Source organism: Rhodococcus sp. IEGM 1330, from assembly GCF_033142445.1.
Lineage (GTDB): Bacteria > Actinomycetota > Actinomycetes > Mycobacteriales > Mycobacteriaceae > Rhodococcoides.
The window spans coordinates 197,320-215,311 of sequence record NZ_JAWLSB010000005.1; the positions used below are offsets into that span (position 1 = coordinate 197,320).

The following is a 17,992-nucleotide window of genomic DNA, read 5'->3' on the forward strand; positions in this document are numbered from 1 at the left end:
GGGAAGATCCGGACATGGCGAAAGACGACTTGCACAAGGGCGACAAGGTCGAATGGCAGACCCACGGAACGACGACCGAAGGAACGGTGGTGGAGAAGATCACCTCCGAGACCGAAGCGGCAGGTCGAACGGTGAAGGCCTCGAAGGACGAACCGCAATACCGAGTCGAGAGCGACAAGTCCGGCAAAGACGCGGTGCACAAACCCGACGCGCTGGACAAGAAGGACTGACGGCAGACGGAAACTGCGATGCGCCCCGAGTCATGGACTCGGGGCGCATCGTGAATCTCATGCCTGGGGGACCGATCGTTCTGCGCCCCAACTCCGTTCGATGTAACCCCGGATTCGGTCGATGTCCTCGTCCGGAATCCTCTCCGGCTCGCCGTGCTCGAGCGGGTCGGTGTGGAAGATGTAGAGCCGCGATGCGAACTGATCGAACGGCAGCGAACCCTCGCCTGCGCGTTCGCCGTTGCCCGCCGTTCCCACCACGACGCCGTCGCCCCAGTCCTGCCCGCTGTCGTTGTTGGGATTGAAGAAGTACACCCGCATGACGCCGTCGGGATCGGTGGTCACCCGCAGGATCGTGATGGCGTGCCATCCCACATACCGTGCCGCACTGTCGGTTACGGCCACACCGGCTGGTTGCGGGTGAATCAACGGTTGGTGCCCGTTGTACTCCGGGTGGTACGCCGCGTAGAACTGCCGCAGAAATGCGTCCAGATCGACAAGATTGCCGGTCGCGACGTCGACGTCGATGTGGAATTCGCGCGCCGACCACCACCCGTGGAACTCCGGGTTGACCCAGCGATGCGGATCTCCGGGACGATCGGCGCACCGCCTGACCATCTCTGCGTAGATGCGGTCCAGGTGGGGAACCAGAAGTAGCGACGCGGGGTCGAGGTCCACCGGATCGGAAGTGGCGACGCCACTGACGCTTTCGGTCGACGAGATCGACTGCCCCTCGAAGTGCATGACGATTTCCTCGTCACGCGCCGCCCACACCACCATCTGCAAGAGGTAGTCGGGATCGTTGTACGCCCACATCGACAGCGCGCGTGCCGACTGGCACGTCGGGTTGTCGCCCTGGCCCACACCGAGCGGTTGGCCGAGCATCGCGAGCAATCCACCCAGTAGGCGCGACTCCGGTGCCGGAACCGGGCCGAACGTGGTGATCAGTCGTTCCCGCACCGCAGGGGCGAGCTTCAACGAAATCTGCCGCCACAGTGACGGCACGATCGGCGGCTGATGCAGAATCCCGCGATCGAGCAGCAGCGCCAAACCGTAGAGACACTGCGCGGTTTCGGGGTACACCGTCTCCTCGATGAGGCGATGGACCAGTTCGGGGTACCGGGTGAGGCAGGTACGACCGGTGTCGGACAGACCCAGTGCCTCGGGAAGAACGTACGAATAGTGATCGACGAGGTACTGCGTCAGCGTCGCGTGGTACGGCGAGACCAGTCCGGTGTCGTGCATCGCTCGCGCGAATCCGCGGGCCTCGAACTGCAGCGCCTCGACGTCCATCGCCTCGAGCCGCGACCGGTACACGTCCACACCCGGATCTTCCCGGCACGCGTCGGTGGTGCCGAACAGGGCCGTGATCAACCGATCCAAGCCCTGCCCGGAGTTGCCGAGGTCGACGGTCGGGTCGTCGCGATAGATCGCGATGCGGGTGACCATGTCCTTGATGGTGTCCACCTGAATCGGGCGCTGCCGCAGGATCCGCCAGATTTCCTCGACCAACTCGTCGAGCACACTGTCGTAGCCGATCTGGCCGGCCACGTACCCGAAAAGATCACGGATCAGGTGCGCGGTCCGACCCAGGCGAACTCGCTCCGACTCGGACGGGGGTGTGAACAGAACGTCGAGATTGACCGCGAGAACCTGAGAAAGGAACCGACGGGCATCCTCGGCGGTGACCGCAGCATGCTCGTACTCGCCCGCAACGATCGCGACCATCCGCAGTTCGCTGGTCGCCTCGAGCACGAAGGTGTCGTCGTTGCCGCTGCGCAGGCTGGGCCCCACGAACCCTGGAACGAGAATGTCCGGGTGCGCCCAGTCGGTGCCCGCGAACAGCCCCGCATTCTCGAGCATCTCGGCGCGTTCGCGAATTGCACCGCAACCGCCGGGCTGCAACAAGACTCGGTGCAAGCCATCCAGAACTCGTCGCACCTTGGTGTTCTTGCTGAACTCGGGTGCATCGGCCAAGGCCTCGGCGGCGTGGTCGAGTTGAGCGAGCCGCGACGCCAAGGCCTTGTCCACCGGTGCGGGCTCGTCGACACCCGCCGGTTCGTTCATCGTCTGGACTGTGGGCTCGTGGTCGTTGCCGAGTTGCTGCTTCACACGTAGAAGTCCAGTTCTTCCTGATGCTTCAGCAAGTCACGCATGACGTAGGAATCCTCGCCGAAGAAGTACAGCAGTCCCCAGTGGGTGCCGAACGCTGTTCTCTTGGTGACGGTTTCCTCGACCGGTGCCGACAGGTCGTTGGTCTCGTAGTAGTCGTGTCCGGTCGTCTCCTCCGGGATCTGGAGATGGCTGACGACACGGCGTCGCGGGTAGACGCCGAAACATCCGGCGACACCGGTAGCGTCGACAACTTCCTTCGGGAAGAAGGCGTCGATCTCCTCCTCGGTGGTCTTCGGGTCGAACGCCAACGCCAGGCCCTGGTAGGCATTGAATCCGTAGGCCCGCTCGAGGAGCTCGAACACCTTGAAACCCGGTGGGCGATAAGCCACTTCACCGAAGTACATCTCGCCGTCGCTGGTGACGAAGTACTCGGGGTGAATGAATCCGAACTCGATGTCGAAGGTCTTGATCAGCTTCTCGATCTGCACCGTGATCTGCTCGCGGTACTTCTCCAGTTCCGGTGTCGCAGGAACGAACACCGAGTATCCGAGCGTGACGTACTCGGAGATGTTGAGGAACTTGATCTTGCCGTTGTGGATCCACGCCTCGACGGCGAACTCCCACCCGTCCAGGTGCGATTCCATCAACACCGGGAATTCCTCGTCCGGGATGGAGTCGACCTCGTCGGGTGTGCGAATGACGCGATGGCCCAGGCATCCTGCCTTGTCGAACGCCTTGAGGTGAATGGGGTCGTTCGGATCGCCGTCGAGCTTGAGCAGGGTCTGATTGACCCGGCGAAGGAATCGAATGACGTCCTCGCGGTCGTGCGCTTCCTCGAAGATGCCGACGCGAATGCCGCCCAACTGGGCTCGACGCTTCATCAACGCCTTGTCGCGCAGCAACATGGCTTGACCGAACAGGCGAGGGTTGCCCAGCAACACGGAGTTGATGGCACCGGCCCACTCGACAGTCTCCTCGTAGAGCGGTATCGCGACGTCGACACCCTTTGCCTGCAGTGTCTCTGCGATTTCCAGTGAGCGATCGTTGAGTCGCTCGAAGTTCCACGGGAGGTACGGAATGTCGTGCTCGGTGCAATACGCCTCGGCCCACTCGGGGGCGACGACGACGTAGCGTCGATCGAACTTGTCCAGCGCCTCCACTGCGGCCAAGCTCCAGCCCAGCAGGGCCACGAAACCTTTGTTCGGGTCTTTCTCCAGCCTGTCTGGCTGAGCCATGAAGTTCCTTCCCCTAGATGATTCATCGGTCGAGGTCCTTCGCTCCACCGTACAGAGGGAGGCAGGCGCAATCTCGACGGGTGTTGACCTGGCAATCCGACTAAGCCGTGACCAAATCTGTATCCACACCGCCCATAGGTGGTTCGAGCCTGATCTACGGTCGTCCGGTGAATGCACGACAGTCCGAATGGCAGGTGCCCGCACTGTGGTGGCGCCGCGGCGGCGGCGCATTCCTTTGTCGACGGACGGAATTCGGGTGACGATGCGACCCCGTTGGGTGCGGCCGTGACCCTCACGGTTGTCACCGATCAGCCCGAGCACAAGAAGCGGGTTCCTTTCGTGGAGTCGGTCATCGGTCGATTCGGCGCAGGGTTTGCTGCAGAGATGCGCACCGACGCGCGGCGATGGGACTCGATGCTCTCACGTCGATCGGGACCGACGCTGCGCTCGGCCACCTGTGGTCGATCTCGCAGTCGCTGCGCTTTCCCGCCCTCCGTGCCAGGGCCGACAACCTCATTCACCGGATCGCGGGCGAGCTGAATCTGACTCACCTCGAACTGGCTGATCGTGTGGTGCCGAACTTGGGGCTCGACGAGGCCGGAACGACGATATTCGATTACGGGGACCGAGCGTTTGTCGTCACGTTCGATCACGTATTGAGAATTGTCGTCGAAGGCAGTGATGGCAAACCCCGCGACCGAGTACCGCGGCCTGGTCGCAGCGATTCCGACGGCGCGCGCGAGGAATACCGTCGGTACACCGATTTGAGGAAGGACACCGACGGTGTGCGTACTGAACTCATTTCTCGTTTCGAGAAGGCAATGGTGAACCAGCGACGCTGGACACTGTCGCAGGTTCGGGCACATCTGATCGGGCACCCGCTGAGCTGGCACCTGTGTAGTCGTCCGGTGTGGTCGACCACGGACGGACGCTACTTCCGATTCTCCGAACTGGGTGGCCCTATCGGCTCCGACGGTCGAGATATCGATGTCCGGGACGGCGATCTCGTCGTAGTGGCACACCCGGCAGTGATGGGAGACGCACTCGGCAGCTGGGAATTCATGCCGGAGCAGCCCTTCGCGCAGGTCCGACGCGCGGTCTTCCGTGCCGATGTCGCCTCCGAGATGGCCGCGCTCGAGGGCCGCAAGACGACTACCGAGCAGCTGCTCGCGCTGAGTAAACGAGGATGGAAGCGCGAGGATCCGCAGGACAAGGGTGCACAAGTCGCACTGAACAAGCCTATCGACGAGCGAACGACGGCGGTGATCATGGCGTTCCCCGGCTTCGACGTGTCGAGTCCGAAGTTGTGGGCCGAGCAGAAGATCGTCCATGTCTTTCACACTGGAATCGAGTTGACGCCGATAGCGGCATCCGAGCTGCTGCGTGACTTGTCGACTATCGATACCGAGTTCATCCGGGGCGACGAACCCGACCTTCAGGGTGAGCCGTGACCTTTCGTACGATCGAGATCGATCAGCGCCCGCAAAGGGCATCGGGGACGATCGGGGAGAATCAGTACATTCGCCGCTACACGGAAAAGAGGAGCGCGACATGACGGTCGACAAAACCGGTGCCGAGGTCGAGATCGCACAGCAATCGGATCGTTTCACCATTTCCGTCGAAGGCACTCGCGCAGGTTTCACCGAATTCGTCGACGACGAGCAGGGCAGGCGCATCTTCTTTCACACCGAGGTCGACGCGGCCTACGGTGGGCGCGGTCTGGCCACGGTGCTGGTGCAGCGGGCGCTCGATTCCACCCGGGATCAGGACAAGCGGATCGTCCCGATCTGTGAGCTGGTGGCCGCCTTCCTGGGCAAGCACTCGGAATTCGACGACATCATCGAGCAGCCAACCGACGAGATCAGGCAGTGGCTGGCCGATCGTCTGGGCTGACGGCGGGAATACCGTCGAACACCGTCGGGTTGAGGTCGGTATAGTAGTTGCAGAGTCAACTACATTGCCGAAAGGGACGCCCATGCCTGCAGTGACGGTCGACAACATCCTCGCGTTGCCCCGAATCCCCATGCCCGACGCCACCGCCGTCCCTCGGCCGGTCCGGTCCGTCACGACGGCACCGACGGGATACGAGGGCGAGGGCTTTCCGGTCCGCAGAGCGTTCGCCGGATTGGACATGTCGTCCCTCGACCCGTTCATCCACATGGATCAGATGGGCGAGGTGAATTACGCGCCCGGTGAGCCGAAGGGGACGCCGTGGCATCCGCACCGCGGGTTCGAGACGGTGACCTACATGATCGACGGAATCATGGAGCACAAGGACTCTCACGGCGGCGGCGGAATCATCAGCGGTGGCGACACCCAGTGGATGACGGCGGGCGGTGGCATTCTGCACATCGAAGCCCCGCCCGAGCATCTGGTGATGTCCGGCGGGCTGTTCCACGGTGTTCAGCTCTGGGTCAATCTGCCGCGTGAGAACAAGATGGCGCACCCGCGTTATCAGGACATCACCGGCAGCAAGGTGGCGTTGGCGTCGAGCCCCGACGGTGGTGCATTGGTCCGCGTCATTGCGGGCGAGATCGCAGGAATGCAGGGACCGGGTTCGACCTACACCCCGATAGCGCTCTCGCACAGCACGATCGCACCGGGCGCGGCGCTGACGCTGCCGTGGAATCGTGACTTCAACGCACTCGTCTACGTTCTCGCGGGCGAGGGCACGGTGGGCGCGGAGAAGCGTCCGATCAGGATGGGGCAGACGGCACTGTTCGGCCGTGGCGACACGATCGAGATGTCCGGGTCTGCGGTGGGGGAGTCGCTCGAGGTCTTCGTTCTGGGCGGTAAACCGATTCGGGAACCCGTCGCGATGGCAGGCCCGTTCGTCATGAACACCAAGTCCGAAGTGCTGCAGGCGTTCGAGGACTACCAGGCCGGTCGGCTCGGCGTACCCGTCGAATGATCTCGCCGGCCGTGCAACGATCTTCTGCATGAGTGACGCAGAGCCCCGTATTCGTAGAACACGGCTGTATCGCCGATTGGTCACCCGCGCGGACGGCCCGCTCGAGCCCGCGCGGGCGGCGAGGAGGCTTTCTGCCTACGTCTACGGAAACATACTGGTCCTCGCGGCGGTCGCAGCGTCGACGCCCAGCTCGATCGAGCAAGGAACGGCTGCTGTTCTGGTTCTGGCCACTGCGGTGACGACTTTTCTGGCGCATGTGTTCGCGGATTTCGTCGCAAGCAGTCAGATTCCCGAATCACACGGTGATGCGACCGACGAGCAACGCACCTTCAAGGCCGTCGAGGAACTTCGCGACGCCGTGCCCATCCTGAGCTCCGGCACCGTCCCCGCGCTGATGCTTGCCCTCGGCTGGTTGTCGGTGCTCCCGGGGCAGTGGTCGGAACTGTTGGCCGGCGGCGTGATCGTAGTACGTATCGCGACGATTCAGCTGGTCACAGAGCGAATTCGCGGCAACCCGTTGACCTTTCGCGCAATTCTGGGCGGGCTGGCCACCGCTGCGATTGCCGCGCTCATCGTGCTGGCGAAGGTTTTTCTGGGTCACTGACCGCGGAACTCCTCGTACAGCTCCGGCAGGAAGCCGGCGAGGTGGTTCATCTCCTGCCCGCAGTGCAGCATCAGATCGCGGGCGAGATCGATCCCGAGCACGAAGTCCGTCGGGTCCACCGACGCCCCGCGGCGGACGGCGCGCGCGGCCTGCTGCACGTCCGGTATGTGCAGCCCGCGCAGGTTCAGATAGAAACGGCTGCGCATTTCGGCACCGCCGTCGACCGGCCGGACCTGATGTGCCAGCCAGCCCAGGTCGACCGGTGCGATGGAGCTGCCCACTCGGCCGAAGACGATCGTCTGATCTGCGGGGACATCGAATCCGTGCGCAATCGGATCGCGAAAAGCGATGCCCAGCTGCTGCAGCTTCGGCCCGACGTACTCGTCCACGAATGTCGTGTTGCCGACGTACTTGGCCTTGTCGGGAACGTCGAGTGCCGTTCGATCCTCGGCGAGGGCTGCGTAGAGGTGGGCATCGGGATGCCACAGCTTGTAGCGCGCGGCCTCGGTGGAATGCCACCCGAACCACCAGTCCCACATCGCTGCGGTCACGCGCGGCATCACCGTGCGAACGGCCACGAACGTCACTCCGTCTGCTCGTCGACCGTATCCGGTTTCGATCGTGGAGTAGCCGGTGGGCGCGAGATCGGTTGTGATCGAATCGAATCCGGGAACCGAATCGGGCGCGAGGGCAGGGCCCGCATAGGTGTCCGTGACGACGGCCGGTGCGGGCGTCGTTCGCTGTGCCATGTATCGGGCGTACGGCAGCTCTCGATCGGCGTCGCGATAGCCCTGATAGCGCTCGTCGCCCGAACCGGTCGCCGGGGCAGCTACCGCCTTGGCTGCCGGGCCCACGACCGCGACGGTGGCCGCGGCGGCTGCTCCGATCAAGATCCGGCGTCGCGTCGGTCCCCGGCTCATGCTCCCACCATACTCAACATATGTTGAGACTAGGTCGCGGAATCGGCGTATGTCAACGGCCTGGCATTAGACTGCGCGGTATGAGTCCGGCACACCCCAAGGACGATGAGTCGAGAGTGCGTCGGCGCGACGAGATCGCCACCGCCGCGATCGAGGTGCTCGCCACCCAAGGGCTTCGCGGCTTGACACACCGGGCGGTGGACGCCGCAGCAGGTCTCGGCCCTGGGTCGGTCAACTACCACGCGCCCACCCGGAGTCGGCTGCTTCACCTGGCTCTCGGCCAACTGTTCGTCCGCGACTTCGAGGTGGCCGGAGCGACGTTCGGTAGTCTCGTCGACGTCAAACCGCTCAACGTCGATGTCGTGGTGTCCCGCATCATCGATTTCATCGACGCCATGACGTCCGGGGATGCCGTCAAACGGGTGATCGCTCGCCACATCATGCTCGGCGAGGCGCAGCACGACGACGAAATCCGCGAGTTGTTCGACAGTCAGCGAGCAGCATTCGTGACCTACACCCAGTGGATCGTCGCCTCGCTGGACTCCGAGGATCCACCGTCCGACGCCGAAACCCTCGTGGTGATGATCGAAGGTCTGGTGCAGCGGCAAGTGCTGATCGGATCACGACTGTCCCCGAGCTTCATCGAGCATATGTTGCGCACGATCGTCGTGGCCTCGCCGCTGGTCGAGGACTGACCGGGGGCGGTTCATTCACCCCAGCAGCGTGCGACGCTCAGTGTGGGTGAAGGTGAAGATCGTCGCGCCGAAGCTGATCAGGGCGGTGAGGAGCAGTACCTGCGGGCCGGTGATGACGACGCCGATGAAGGCACCTATCGCACCTCCCAGTGCGAAGGATCCGAGAAGGGCTACGTAGCAGAGCCAGTCGTAGCGCGTTCCGCCGCCGAACATGTGCCGCTCGATCCCCTGGCCGAGTTTGACCATGGTGCCGGTGACATAGCTCAGGGGAATGTAAGTCTCTTCCTTCTTCGTGAACGCGGTGTTCAGTGCTCCGAGTGCGAAGGCCACCAACAGAATCGGGTAGAAGTTCACGCTGGCCGACGACCATCCGGAGATGGCGATGTCGATAGCTCCCGCTCCGGCGAGCGCGATCGTGGTCAGGACCGTTGCTCCGTGGGGATGGTTCGACCAGTAGCGTCGCCGGCAGATCGACGAGATCACCACGCCGGCCAGAAAAGAGCCCATGAGCGAGAGAGCCGCGATCGGTGAGGCACCCGGGGTGACCTCCTTGCCCTCGGGGTGCCCGAAGTGTCCGACGACAGCGCGTTCGGTGTTGCCGGTCATGAAGGTCACGAAGTAGCCGGCGGAATGCAAGAACGCCACTGCACCCACCATCCCTGCCAGTCCGGACAATATCCAGGACAGACGAGCTTCGGCACCGACGGCTGTCTCGCGGCTGATCGTCAATGGGGAAGTCATGACTCGATTCTCCGGACTACGGGCGAACCGGCAAATCTTTGAGTTGTCGGTCACATAACCGACGGCGATCCAGCATTCGCCACCATTCCGCGATGCATCACCCTGTTTCCCACGACTCCGCTGTGATCGGCTCGATGCATCACACATCGGTTGTCCCACATCACAACATCGTCCGAGGCCCACGCATGTCGCCGCACATTGGTCTCGCGAGTGGAGTGCTCGAACAGGTGTCGCACAGTCTCGTGTGCCTCGTCGGTGGACATTCCGCTGATTGCGACGCACCGCGCGGGAGCCGACAGCGCCAGCGCGGTGCGCCCGGACACGGGATGTACTGCGAACAAGGGATGTTCGGCAGAAGAATCGGTGTCGGACGCCACCCCGGTCACTCGGTGCGTCACCGAGCGGCCGGCCAGGTGCGCTTTTCGGTCTGCGGACAGGTTCTCGTACGCCGCGTACTGGTCAGTGAACAGAGTGCTCCCGCCGGCCTCGGGTACCTCTACCGCTCGCAATGCGGTGTACGCGGGCGGATTCGGCACGTACGTGGTGTCCACGTGGAACGTCGATTTCGGCGGCGTGGTTCGGCCGACGTTGCTGATGACGTTCAGGTCGGGAAAGCCCGGCACAGGTGTCTCGCCCTCGGTGAACATCATGTCGCCGAACCGCCGGAGAAATGCCAGGAAGCCTGCGTCGTCCAGGGGCTGTTTCCGCAGAATCAGCACGCCGTGTTCGGCCAACAGCGTTCGCAGTTCTTCGGTCGCGGTGGAGTTCAGGTCCAGCCCGTCGATCTCGATTCCCAGCGTCACGAGGACATCTCCTTCACCGACAGTTCGTCCAGTGATCGTGCGAACAGTTCGTCGACGGCGATGCCCGCCGCCGAGGCCATCACCGCGAGCACGCTCGATGGCGAGTACGAGCAGTACAGACCGGCCTCGAGGAACCACGGCTGCCCGTCGGGGTCGATCCGGAAGTCGAAGAGACCGTAGTGTCGGCAGCCGAGGGACCGATAGCACGATCGTGCTGCGGCCCAGACCTTCTCGGTGATCGGATCCGATACGTCCACCATCCACGCCTTGGTCTGCTCCTTCGCGACCAGATACAGATCCCCGTCCGAGGTGCGATTCAACTTGTCGGCGCTGGTACGAATCGACTCGACGGCATACTCCTCGAGTGGAAGGCAGATCAGCTCACCGGCCCGTGCGATGATGCCGCAGCGGACCTCGCGGCCGAGTGGGATGTACGACTCGACCAGTGCCGCAGACGAGTACGTCAAAGCCTCGCTCACTGCGGTTGCCAGACGGTCGGATTCGTGAACGAGTGTGACGCCCATCGAGTTGTCCGAGTCCACGGGCTTGACGACCACGGGAAGATCGACGTCGATGTCGTCGCCGCAGCGCACCACGACACCGGCGGGGACGGCGACCCCGGCCGCTGCGACGACGGCTCGGGCGCGAGCCTTGTCCGCCGTCATCGCCATCACGTCCGGACCGTTTCCCACGTACGGCACGCCCAACAGATCGAACAGGCTGCGGTATGTCGTCATGCCGGGCAGGCAGAACATCTGCGGCACCATGACGTCGAAGTGCCACGACGACATGACCTCCACTGCCTGTGTCAACGACATCTGCTGCGCCGCAGCCACACTGGCAGCGTCGATGCGGCCGGGGAAGCTCCAGAGCCCGCCGGGGGAGACGAACGCCACCTCGAACCGGTAGTCGGGATCCCCACCGAGCGCGTCGAGGAATCCGCCCGCGTACACCCGCGACAGATCGCAATGGAACTCGTCCACCGATGATCCGACCAATACCAGGACCGACAGGGCCATCAGTCGCCTCCGTTCTCCACGAGCTTGCCGATGTTGAAGTCGATGCGAGACCAGCCGCGTCGCGCCAGCAGATTGCGCACCAGCAGCGACGGAATCTGGAGGTGGTGCACCAGCAGGTACGGCAAGGGATCCCAGCCTGTCAGGATGGCGTCCTTGCCGCGGAAGATACTGCACAGGCGTGTCTTTCGGTTGCCCTCGGTGAGCAGACGCCACACCTCGTGGTAGATCCAGTAGGTCGGGCGAGCCGAGGAGAGCGGCACTGTCTCGGGGTGGCCGTCCTCGAGGTACGCGGCAGCCAGGTCGGGATGGTCGTAGAACATCGTGATGGCCGAATGGGTGCGGGGGTTGCATTCGATGGCATAGATGTGGCCGTCGGCTGCATCCTCGATGAAGTCGAACGACAGCTGGCCGGTGACGTCAAGCGAAGAGACGAAAGTTTCCACCCAGCGCAGGATTTCGGGTTTGTCGACCATCTCGTAGTTGACCTGGAACGCCGACGATTCGCAGCAGCCGTACACCTGCAACCGTCCTGCGCGGACGGTGCCGTGGGTGCAATACTCCTGCCCGGCGACGAACTGCTGCAGGATCCACGGATCGTCCTCGGAGATCTCGAGAGCGCGCGCGAATCGCACGTTTTCGGCAGGCGTGTCGCGGGTCAACCGCGTCAGGTCCATTCGGCCGACCGGGTTGTAGGAGATGCGTTTGAGGATGTACTCGCGGCCCGGCGGGAAGTCGAACTCCTCGATCTGCCTCACGTCGGTGATGCGCCGCCAATCGGGAACGCGCAGGCCGAGCGCTGCAGCGCGTTCGGAGAATCGGGACTTGTCGTCGAGCATGCGAACCGTGTCACCGTCGCCGTGAACCACCTCGCAGTGTGGATCGAGGAGTGCCCGTGCGTCGGCATCGTGAATGCTCGCAGCGGGACTTGCGACGGGGACGAAGACGTCGACGCCTTCGCGGAGCACCACATCCAGAAGTGCTCGGGCGTAGCCGGATTCGGTCGGCTCGGGTATGCAGTGAAATCGGTCGACTGCCCGGGAGAACCGATGGCCGGTGAAACGGTACTTGGCCGATTCCACGAGGACGACGCGATGCCCGGCGAGATGGAACGACCGCGCGAGCTGCAGGGCCTTGGTCATCTTTCCGCCGCTGATCAGGACCGTCTTGGGTGAACCGGTTCGGCGAGTGGCGGGCCGGCCGCCGCGTACGGCGGCCACCCCCGCCGCCACGAGATCGACGGGAAGGGTGGCCGCGAGGCCGACAAGCGCGGCAACCGTACGAATCATGTTCGACGGATCAGCGTCACGCCGTCGCGCAGAGGAAGCAGTACCTGCTCCACGCGGGGGTCGTTCGCCACGTAGTCGTTGAATTCGGCCACGGCCCGGCCGTTCTCGGTGGGCTGTTCGCTGTACGGCTCGCCCTGCAACAGAGTGTTGTCGACGGCGATCACGGCGTCGTCGGCCAGCAGCTCGCTACCGAGCAGATGCTCCACGTACGCGCGGTATCCGGTCTTGTCGGCGTCGATGAAGACCAGATCGAACTTTCCGTCCAGCCTGCGGAGGGTGTCCAGTGCCGGCCCCACCTCCACCGTGATGGACGAGCCCGCAGGTGATTCCGCGAAGCAGGACTGCGCGAACTCGGCCACGTACGGATCCACCTCGCACGCGACCACTTCGCCGCCTGCGGGCAGAGCCTCGGCCATTGCCAGAGCCGAGTAGCCGGTGAACATACCGATCTCGAGTACCCGCTTCGCCCCGGTCATGTGCACGAGAAACGCAAGGAAGCGTCCCTCCACGTGGCCGGAGAGCATCTCCATCTCCAGGGGCCCCGAGCCGGAGACGACGTCACGTGATCTCCAGTCCTCGGTGCGGGTCCGCGACGCCAGTGTCGCCAGCGCTACGGATTGGGAGGTGGTGCAGGTGTCGAGATAGGGGTCGAGTCCCGCAGCGAGATCGCGGGCTCGATGAACACGGGTGGTCAGCTCGTCGGTGACCCCGGCACCGGCGTCGAGCAGATCGGCTATCTCGCTCAGCTCACGCGCCAGAATGGTCGTCGGGGTCACCGGTCGCGGGGCCTTCGTCACGGCGTCGGCGCGGTGAACATGTCGAGGCCCTCGCCCGCTCGGGGGAAGTCCAGGCAGATCTTCTTGTGCAGCGTCAGGACGTCGGCCAGCTCGGCTGCGTCGAGGTCGTTGAGGAAGCGGCACGTACCGATGGGATCGGGCACCGCGGCCCGCAGGATGCCGTCGCGGGTCTTGAGGATCGATGCCGTTGCCTCGGAGAGTAATTCGGGTGTCAGGTACGGGCTGTCCAGTGCCAGACCGATGCTGGACATCACGCCCAGTACGCGGTCGCGGTCGGCCGTGGACAGATGTCCGCGTTGCTCGGCGACGGTCGTCGAAAGCGCCATGTCGATGTTGATCGCGTGGCCGTGGAAGAACGGTGCAGGCGGGGTCAGCTCGAGGGTCGGGCTCCACGTGTGGCCGAAGGCGATCACGCGATCGAGATCGATCTCGTGCAGATTGGGGGCCTCGAGTTCGAGCATCGTCGCGATCGCCGAGTAGGTCAGTCTGTCTGCGACCGAACGTAATTCCGCTGTTCCGTCGAGATGGCCGAATCGGGTTCGCAGCAGTTCGGGACCGTACTGTTCGAGCATCTCGAAGATTTCCAGATTGCCGACGACGGAGATCTTGATCAGCTCGGCCATGCCGTTGCGCACCTGATCCGCGGGCAGCGTGCCGAGGAACGAGAAGTCCAGCAGCACCTTCTGCGACGCGTGGTAGGCACCGAGGCGGTTCTTGTGCTTTCCGTAGTTGACGGCCACCTTGATGGACACACTCGCGTCGATCAGGCCGATCAGCGTGGTCGGAATGCGAATGTACGGGGTGTTGCGGCGATAGCTGGCGCATGCGAAACCTGCTACGTCCGTGGTCAGGCCGCCGCCCACCACAAGCACCGGCTCGGTGCGGACCAGACCGAAGGCATCGAACTCTCCCACGATGCGCTCGAACGTCTCCAGCGACTTCGCGGTCTCCGCAATGTGAACCGGAACCACCGTCAGTGCGATCTCGTGGTGATCGAAATACGCGCTGATCCGGTCGCCGTAGATTTCGTGCACCGATTCGTCGACGACCATCAGCGCGCGACCGTACGGCCGGTAGCTGTCGGCCAATTCGGTGTTCTCGATTGCGAACACTCCGTCGACATAGATCAGGTCGTACTCGATGCGCTCGTATCCCTCGACGCGAAACGACCTGTCCCCGGCAACGACCTGGGCCTGAAGATTGCTCACTGGTTACTCCTGGAGGATTGGATGGAAGGTCAGACTGAGAGCAGAGCTCGGACGCGCTCGGGATCGAGTGCGTCGACGGTCTCGGTGGCCGAGCCGAATTCGGTGCCTGCGGTGTTTTCGTTGGGGAATGCCACACAGGTGATGCCCGCGGCGACGGCGGCCTCGACACCGCCTGCGTTGTCTTCGATTGCCACACTGTCGGACGCGTTCTCTCCCAGCGTCTTCAAGGCGTATTCGTATGAGGCGGGATCGGGCTTTCCGGGCTCGACCGAGGTCGCATCGACGATGATGTCGAACGAGTCGGCCGTCAGCTCGGGACTCAGAGCGGCCAGCAGCGCGTCGATGTTCTCGCGTGAGGTCGTCGTCACGAAGCCGACTTTGAGGCCGTTCGCTTTCGCGGAGTCGATCGTGTCGGCCACACCGGGACGCGTCTTCACGTCCGATTCGCCGATCAAACGTTGAAAGATCTCCGACTTGGTGGCATGGACCGCAGCGGCGTCGACGTCGGTGCCTGTATCCGACGCATACTCACTGATCCGGTCGGCACCACCGTTCGATCCGAGCATGTCCCGATAGTCGTCGCGGGACCAGTTCCAGTTCAGATCGTGAGCCGCGAAAGCCTCGTTGAACGAGCGGCGCTGCAGCTCGGACGTGTCGACGAGTGTGCTGATCGAGCCGAACAGAATTGCGGGCATGGTTGCCTTTCGGAGCGAGAGACGTTGTACCAGGAAATGTCTCGTGCCTGCGATGGGGTGAGTTGGTTCGGGGGGTATGCCCCATCGGCACCGAACGGGAAACCTTCGAAAATTTCTACGGTGTGGGGGCCTGTCGATCACGGTGGACGGGTGCGGCCAGAACCGTCGGTGTGGAGCGTCCACGCAGGGTCACCGAATCGCCGGTTTCCCAGTGCTTTCTCTCGTCCTCGGACGCGTGATCGAGCACGATCGACGAGGTGAGCACATCGGTGTTCGGGTCTTCCTTTGCCAGATCGGTGAGTCGGGCCGCCTGATTGACGGTGTCGCCGATGACGGTGTATTCGAAGCGGGATTCGGCTCCGATGTTTCCTGCGATGACCGGCCCGTAAGTCACGCCGATGCCGATCTCGACACCGCTGTCGGTGGCCAGGGCGGTGGCCAGAGTGCGCGCGGTCCGCAGTGCCGCGGTGGCCGGGTCCGGGTGATCGACCGGAGCGCCGAAGATCAACAGCGCGGCATCACCCTCGAACTTGTTGACGAAGCCGCCGTGTCGTTCGCCGTGCTCCACCACTACCGCGAAGAATCGATTGAGCAGATCGACCACTGTCTCCGCGGACTCTCGCTCGGCCATCGCCGTCGAACCCACGAGATCGATGAACAGCACCGCCACCGTCCGGTTCTCACCACCGAGGCGTGGTGCGCTCGCGAGCGCTCGCTGCGCCACATCCTGACCTACGTGGCGTCCGAACAGCGAGCGGAGGCGCTCGCGCTCGTCGAGGCCGACCACCATCTTGTTGAACCCGTTCTGCAGTCGGCCGATCTCGGAGGCGTCGTAGACGTCGACGCGGGTGCCGGTCGCACCGCCCTCGACGCGTTGCATGGCCGTGCTGACTTGCTGCAGCGGATCGGACACCGATCGGCCGACCAGGAACATCCCGCCGAACCCGACAACGAGGGCGATCGCGGACAACGAGACCATCGCGGGGGACAGGTCGACGTCCGGGGGGATGACGGTGTCGATCAGCCTCCCGAGTCCGATGAGCCCCAGACCCAGGATGGGAATGGCAGTGCTCAGTACCCAGATGAGGACGACCCGCAATTTCACACCGAGAGCGACCGTATCGGTGACCTCACTGACCTCCATCACTGCTGCCGTGATCGGCCGAAGAGTTCGTTCGGCAACCAGATAACCCAGTGAGCAGGTCGCCAAGCCGCCGAAGCTGACGGCGATGGCCACGATGATCGACAGAGCGGCACCTGCCGACGCATTGACCGCCACGAACACTGCGACGCCGAGAGCCCACAGCAGAACGTGGACGCCGAGTTGGCGAAGGGGCAGTCGGACGATGGCGATCGCGGTCTCGTCCGAAGGGGTGCCGCCGGTGTGCAGCCACCGCACCAACGGTGCGGCCACCCGAAGTCCGAGCGCGATGCCGATACCGATTGCGACCGGCAAGTACACGAAGAACGCCAGGTAGTTGCGGTCGGACAGGATCTCCTCCGAGCCGACCGGCAGCGGCAGGATGAAGCGGACCAACACGAACACGATGACCGCCCCGATGGCGTTGGCCGACACCATTCCCGCCGCGTAGAGGCGCATCGGGGTGCGGGCAAAGGCGGACCGCAGAGCTGCGATCACCGGTGGTTCTTCGTTCTCTGCACGCTCGAACTCTAGGTGCCGGGCGAAAAGAATCTGCGCGATTCTGCCCGAGCGACTATCTGTGTCGCCAAGTACCTGGTAATCTTCGTAACAGTAATCCGCACCACTTCGACGTTGGAAGGAAATACGGCGATGACCAGCACGCTCTCCAGGAACGACGTACTCGAGCCCGAGGACGTTTCCGCTCGTTTGCTCGATTCCGCTGCCCAGCTGTCGTACGACCCGTCCGAGGAGGTCGACTGGGAGGCCGATCTCGACCCCTCCCTTTACGGACTGAACCCGGAGTGGAGCACGCTCTACGGCACGAAGCTGTGGGACGAGATGACCGAGGAGCAGCGCATCACGCTCACTCGTCACGAGGTCTGCTCGATCATGAGCACCGGAATCTGGTTCGAGATGATCCTGCAGCAGATGGTTCTGCGCGATCAGTACTGCAAGGACTCGTCGAACTCGGACTTCCAGTTCGCTCTCACCGAGATCGCCGACGAGTGCCGTCACTCGATCATGTTCGCCCGCGCCTGCCAGAAGATGGGCATCAAGGCATACCTGCCGCGTCGATCGAGCATCGAACTCGGCCGTGGCTTCAAGGCTCTCGCGTCCGCCGAGGTCGCCTACGGCGGCATCCTCGTCGCCGAAGAGGTGCTCGACGTCATGCAGCGCGACTGGATGCGCGGCGAGAACGTGCTGCCACTCGTGCGTACCACCAGCAAGATCCACGTCGTGGAAGAGTCGCGGCACATGACGTTCGCGCGCGCTCAGATGCGTGAGGAGATCGCCGAGAAGAGCCCGGCTCGCCGTAAGGCCAGCGCGCTCGTCGTCGCGATCGCCGCCCGCATGATCGTGTCCAACATGGTCAACAAGGAGGTCTACGCAGCAGCGGGCCTCGACGTCGACCGCGCCGTGAAGGAAGCGAAGAACAACGCCCATCACCACACGATGATGCGCACCTCGAGCGAGCACTTGATGGCATTTCTTCTCGACTGCGGTTTGGTCACCAAGCCGGCCGAGATGATCTACCGTCGTCTGCACATGCTCTGACCACTCTTTTCGAGGCCGTGAAGGACATCTGAGAACCC

18 protein-coding genes are annotated in these 17,992 nt (G+C 63.6%); 7 read left to right on the top strand and 11 right to left on the bottom strand.

Translation table 11 applies throughout. The features are described 5' to 3' along the window. The first annotated feature begins 14 nt into the window (after positions 1-14). Positions 15-230, top strand: a complete 216-nt coding sequence (locus R4P57_RS13920; RefSeq protein ID WP_317803413.1) for a DUF2945 domain-containing protein — start codon at positions 15-17, stop codon at positions 228-230. Between the two features lie 57 nt (positions 231-287). On the opposite strand, the gene R4P57_RS13925 is transcribed toward R4P57_RS13920, so the two are convergent. Together R4P57_RS13925 and R4P57_RS13930 are read right to left on the bottom strand one after the other, a co-directional pair. Then, on the bottom strand, positions 288-2,294 hold the full coding sequence (locus tag R4P57_RS13925; protein WP_317803414.1) for a hypothetical protein: 2,007 nt from the start codon (positions 2,292-2,294) through the stop codon (positions 288-290). Positions 2,295-2,335: 41 nt separating this feature from the next. Beyond that, positions 2,336-3,577, bottom strand: a complete 1,242-nt coding sequence (locus R4P57_RS13930) for a carboxylate--amine ligase (protein WP_317803415.1) — start codon at positions 3,575-3,577, stop codon at positions 2,336-2,338. Between the two features lie 404 nt (positions 3,578-3,981). Here R4P57_RS13930 and R4P57_RS13935 point away from each other — a divergent pair, with 404 nt between their 5' ends. From R4P57_RS13935 to R4P57_RS13950, 4 genes are all read left to right on the top strand, one after another. Then, entirely contained in the window at positions 3,982-5,028 is a 1,047-nt protein-coding gene (locus R4P57_RS13935; RefSeq protein ID WP_317803416.1) for a DUF4132 domain-containing protein, read from the top strand. Between the two features lie 100 nt (positions 5,029-5,128). After that, positions 5,129-5,470 (top strand): GNAT family N-acetyltransferase, encoded by a 342-nt coding sequence (locus R4P57_RS13940; protein ID WP_317803417.1) that lies wholly within the window; start codon positions 5,129-5,131, stop codon positions 5,468-5,470. A gap of 82 nt (positions 5,471-5,552) precedes the next feature. Then, positions 5,553-6,488, top strand: coding sequence for a pirin family protein (locus R4P57_RS13945; protein ID WP_317803418.1), 936 nt, complete (start codon positions 5,553-5,555; stop codon positions 6,486-6,488). 28 nt (positions 6,489-6,516) lie between these two features. Further along, positions 6,517-7,092 carry a hypothetical protein gene (locus R4P57_RS13950; protein ID WP_317803419.1) on the top strand — a complete coding sequence of 192 codons (576 nt, stop codon included), beginning with the start codon at positions 6,517-6,519 and terminating at the stop codon, positions 7,090-7,092. Here R4P57_RS13950 and R4P57_RS13955 read toward each other — a convergent pair. Next, entirely contained in the window at positions 7,086-8,012 is a 927-nt protein-coding gene (locus R4P57_RS13955) for a DAPG hydrolase family protein (RefSeq protein WP_317803420.1), read from the bottom strand. The genes R4P57_RS13950 and R4P57_RS13955 overlap by 7 nt on opposite strands. 80 nt (positions 8,013-8,092) lie before the next feature. Here R4P57_RS13955 and R4P57_RS13960 point away from each other — a divergent pair, with 80 nt between their 5' ends. Beyond that, positions 8,093-8,707, top strand: coding sequence for a hypothetical protein (locus tag R4P57_RS13960; RefSeq protein WP_317803421.1), 615 nt, complete (start codon positions 8,093-8,095; stop codon positions 8,705-8,707). A gap of 15 nt (positions 8,708-8,722) precedes the next feature. Here R4P57_RS13960 and R4P57_RS13965 read toward each other — a convergent pair whose 3' ends face one another. The 8 genes from R4P57_RS13965 to R4P57_RS14000 all read right to left on the bottom strand — a co-directional run bounded on the left by R4P57_RS13965 (position 8,723) and on the right by R4P57_RS14000 (position 16,895). Continuing rightward, complete coding sequence (locus tag R4P57_RS13965) at positions 8,723-9,448, bottom strand: YoaK family protein (RefSeq protein ID WP_317803422.1); 726 nt, start codon at positions 9,446-9,448, stop codon at positions 8,723-8,725. A gap of 50 nt (positions 9,449-9,498) precedes the next feature. After that, entirely contained in the window at positions 9,499-10,251 is a 753-nt protein-coding gene (locus R4P57_RS13970) for a TauD/TfdA family dioxygenase (protein ID WP_317803423.1), read from the bottom strand. Beyond that, positions 10,248-11,270 carry a D-alanine--D-alanine ligase gene (locus R4P57_RS13975; protein ID WP_317803424.1) on the bottom strand — a complete coding sequence of 341 codons (1,023 nt, stop codon included), beginning with the start codon at positions 11,268-11,270 and terminating at the stop codon, positions 10,248-10,250. Before R4P57_RS13975 ends, R4P57_RS13970 begins: the two co-directional genes overlap by 4 nt. Continuing rightward, the gene (locus tag R4P57_RS13980) at positions 11,270-12,556 is read right to left on the bottom strand and encodes an ATP-grasp enzyme (RefSeq protein WP_317803425.1); all 1,287 of its coding nucleotides are present in this window, start codon (positions 12,554-12,556) and stop codon (positions 11,270-11,272) included. The genes R4P57_RS13975 and R4P57_RS13980 overlap by 1 nt, the downstream gene beginning before the upstream one ends. Next, on the bottom strand, positions 12,553-13,332 hold the full coding sequence (locus R4P57_RS13985; protein WP_317803426.1) for an O-methyltransferase: 780 nt from the start codon (positions 13,330-13,332) through the stop codon (positions 12,553-12,555). The genes R4P57_RS13980 and R4P57_RS13985 overlap by 4 nt, the downstream gene beginning before the upstream one ends. Before the next feature lie 17 nt (positions 13,333-13,349). Beyond that, a complete protein-coding gene (locus tag R4P57_RS13990) occupies positions 13,350-14,561 on the bottom strand; it encodes a sedoheptulose 7-phosphate cyclase (protein WP_317803427.1) in 1,212 nt (403 codons plus the stop codon). A 29-nt stretch (positions 14,562-14,590) separates the two neighbouring features. Beyond that, positions 14,591-15,256 (bottom strand): HAD-IA family hydrolase, encoded by a 666-nt coding sequence (locus R4P57_RS13995; RefSeq protein WP_317803428.1) that lies wholly within the window; start codon positions 15,254-15,256, stop codon positions 14,591-14,593. Positions 15,257-15,371: 115 nt separating this feature from the next. Continuing rightward, positions 15,372-16,895, bottom strand: a complete 1,524-nt coding sequence (locus tag R4P57_RS14000; RefSeq protein WP_317803429.1) for an adenylate/guanylate cyclase domain-containing protein — start codon at positions 16,893-16,895, stop codon at positions 15,372-15,374. 153 nt (positions 16,896-17,048) lie between these two features. Here R4P57_RS14000 and R4P57_RS14005 point away from each other — a divergent pair, with 153 nt between their 5' ends. After that, on the top strand, positions 17,049-17,954 hold the full coding sequence (locus R4P57_RS14005; RefSeq protein ID WP_082323821.1) for an AurF N-oxygenase family protein: 906 nt from the start codon (positions 17,049-17,051) through the stop codon (positions 17,952-17,954). Positions 17,955-17,992: the final 38 nt, after the last annotated feature.

Coding starts and splice junctions, on each gene's coding strand:
- R4P57_RS13920 (WP_317803413.1), top strand. CDS start 15: ATGGCGAAAGACGACTTGCACAAGGGCGACAAGGTCGAATGGCAGACC.
- R4P57_RS13925 (WP_317803414.1), bottom strand. CDS start 2,294: ATGAACGAACCGGCGGGTGTCGACGAGCCCGCACCGGTGGACAAGGCC.
- R4P57_RS13930 (WP_317803415.1), bottom strand. CDS start 3,577: ATGGCTCAGCCAGACAGGCTGGAGAAAGACCCGAACAAAGGTTTCGTG.
- R4P57_RS13935 (WP_317803416.1), top strand. CDS start 3,982: ATGGGACTCGATGCTCTCACGTCGATCGGGACCGACGCTGCGCTCGGC.
- R4P57_RS13940 (WP_317803417.1), top strand. CDS start 5,129: ATGACGGTCGACAAAACCGGTGCCGAGGTCGAGATCGCACAGCAATCG.
- R4P57_RS13945 (WP_317803418.1), top strand. CDS start 5,553: ATGCCTGCAGTGACGGTCGACAACATCCTCGCGTTGCCCCGAATCCCC.
- R4P57_RS13950 (WP_317803419.1), top strand. CDS start 6,517: ATGAGTGACGCAGAGCCCCGTATTCGTAGAACACGGCTGTATCGCCGA.
- R4P57_RS13955 (WP_317803420.1), bottom strand. CDS start 8,012: ATGAGCCGGGGACCGACGCGACGCCGGATCTTGATCGGAGCAGCCGCC.
- R4P57_RS13960 (WP_317803421.1), top strand. CDS start 8,093: ATGAGTCCGGCACACCCCAAGGACGATGAGTCGAGAGTGCGTCGGCGC.
- R4P57_RS13965 (WP_317803422.1), bottom strand. CDS start 9,448: ATGACTTCCCCATTGACGATCAGCCGCGAGACAGCCGTCGGTGCCGAA.
- R4P57_RS13975 (WP_317803424.1), bottom strand. CDS start 11,270: ATGGCCCTGTCGGTCCTGGTATTGGTCGGATCATCGGTGGACGAGTTC.
- R4P57_RS13980 (WP_317803425.1), bottom strand. CDS start 12,556: ATGATTCGTACGGTTGCCGCGCTTGTCGGCCTCGCGGCCACCCTTCCC.
- R4P57_RS13995 (WP_317803428.1), bottom strand. CDS start 15,256: ATGCCCGCAATTCTGTTCGGCTCGATCAGCACACTCGTCGACACGTCC.
- R4P57_RS14005 (WP_082323821.1), top strand. CDS start 17,049: ATGACCAGCACGCTCTCCAGGAACGACGTACTCGAGCCCGAGGACGTT.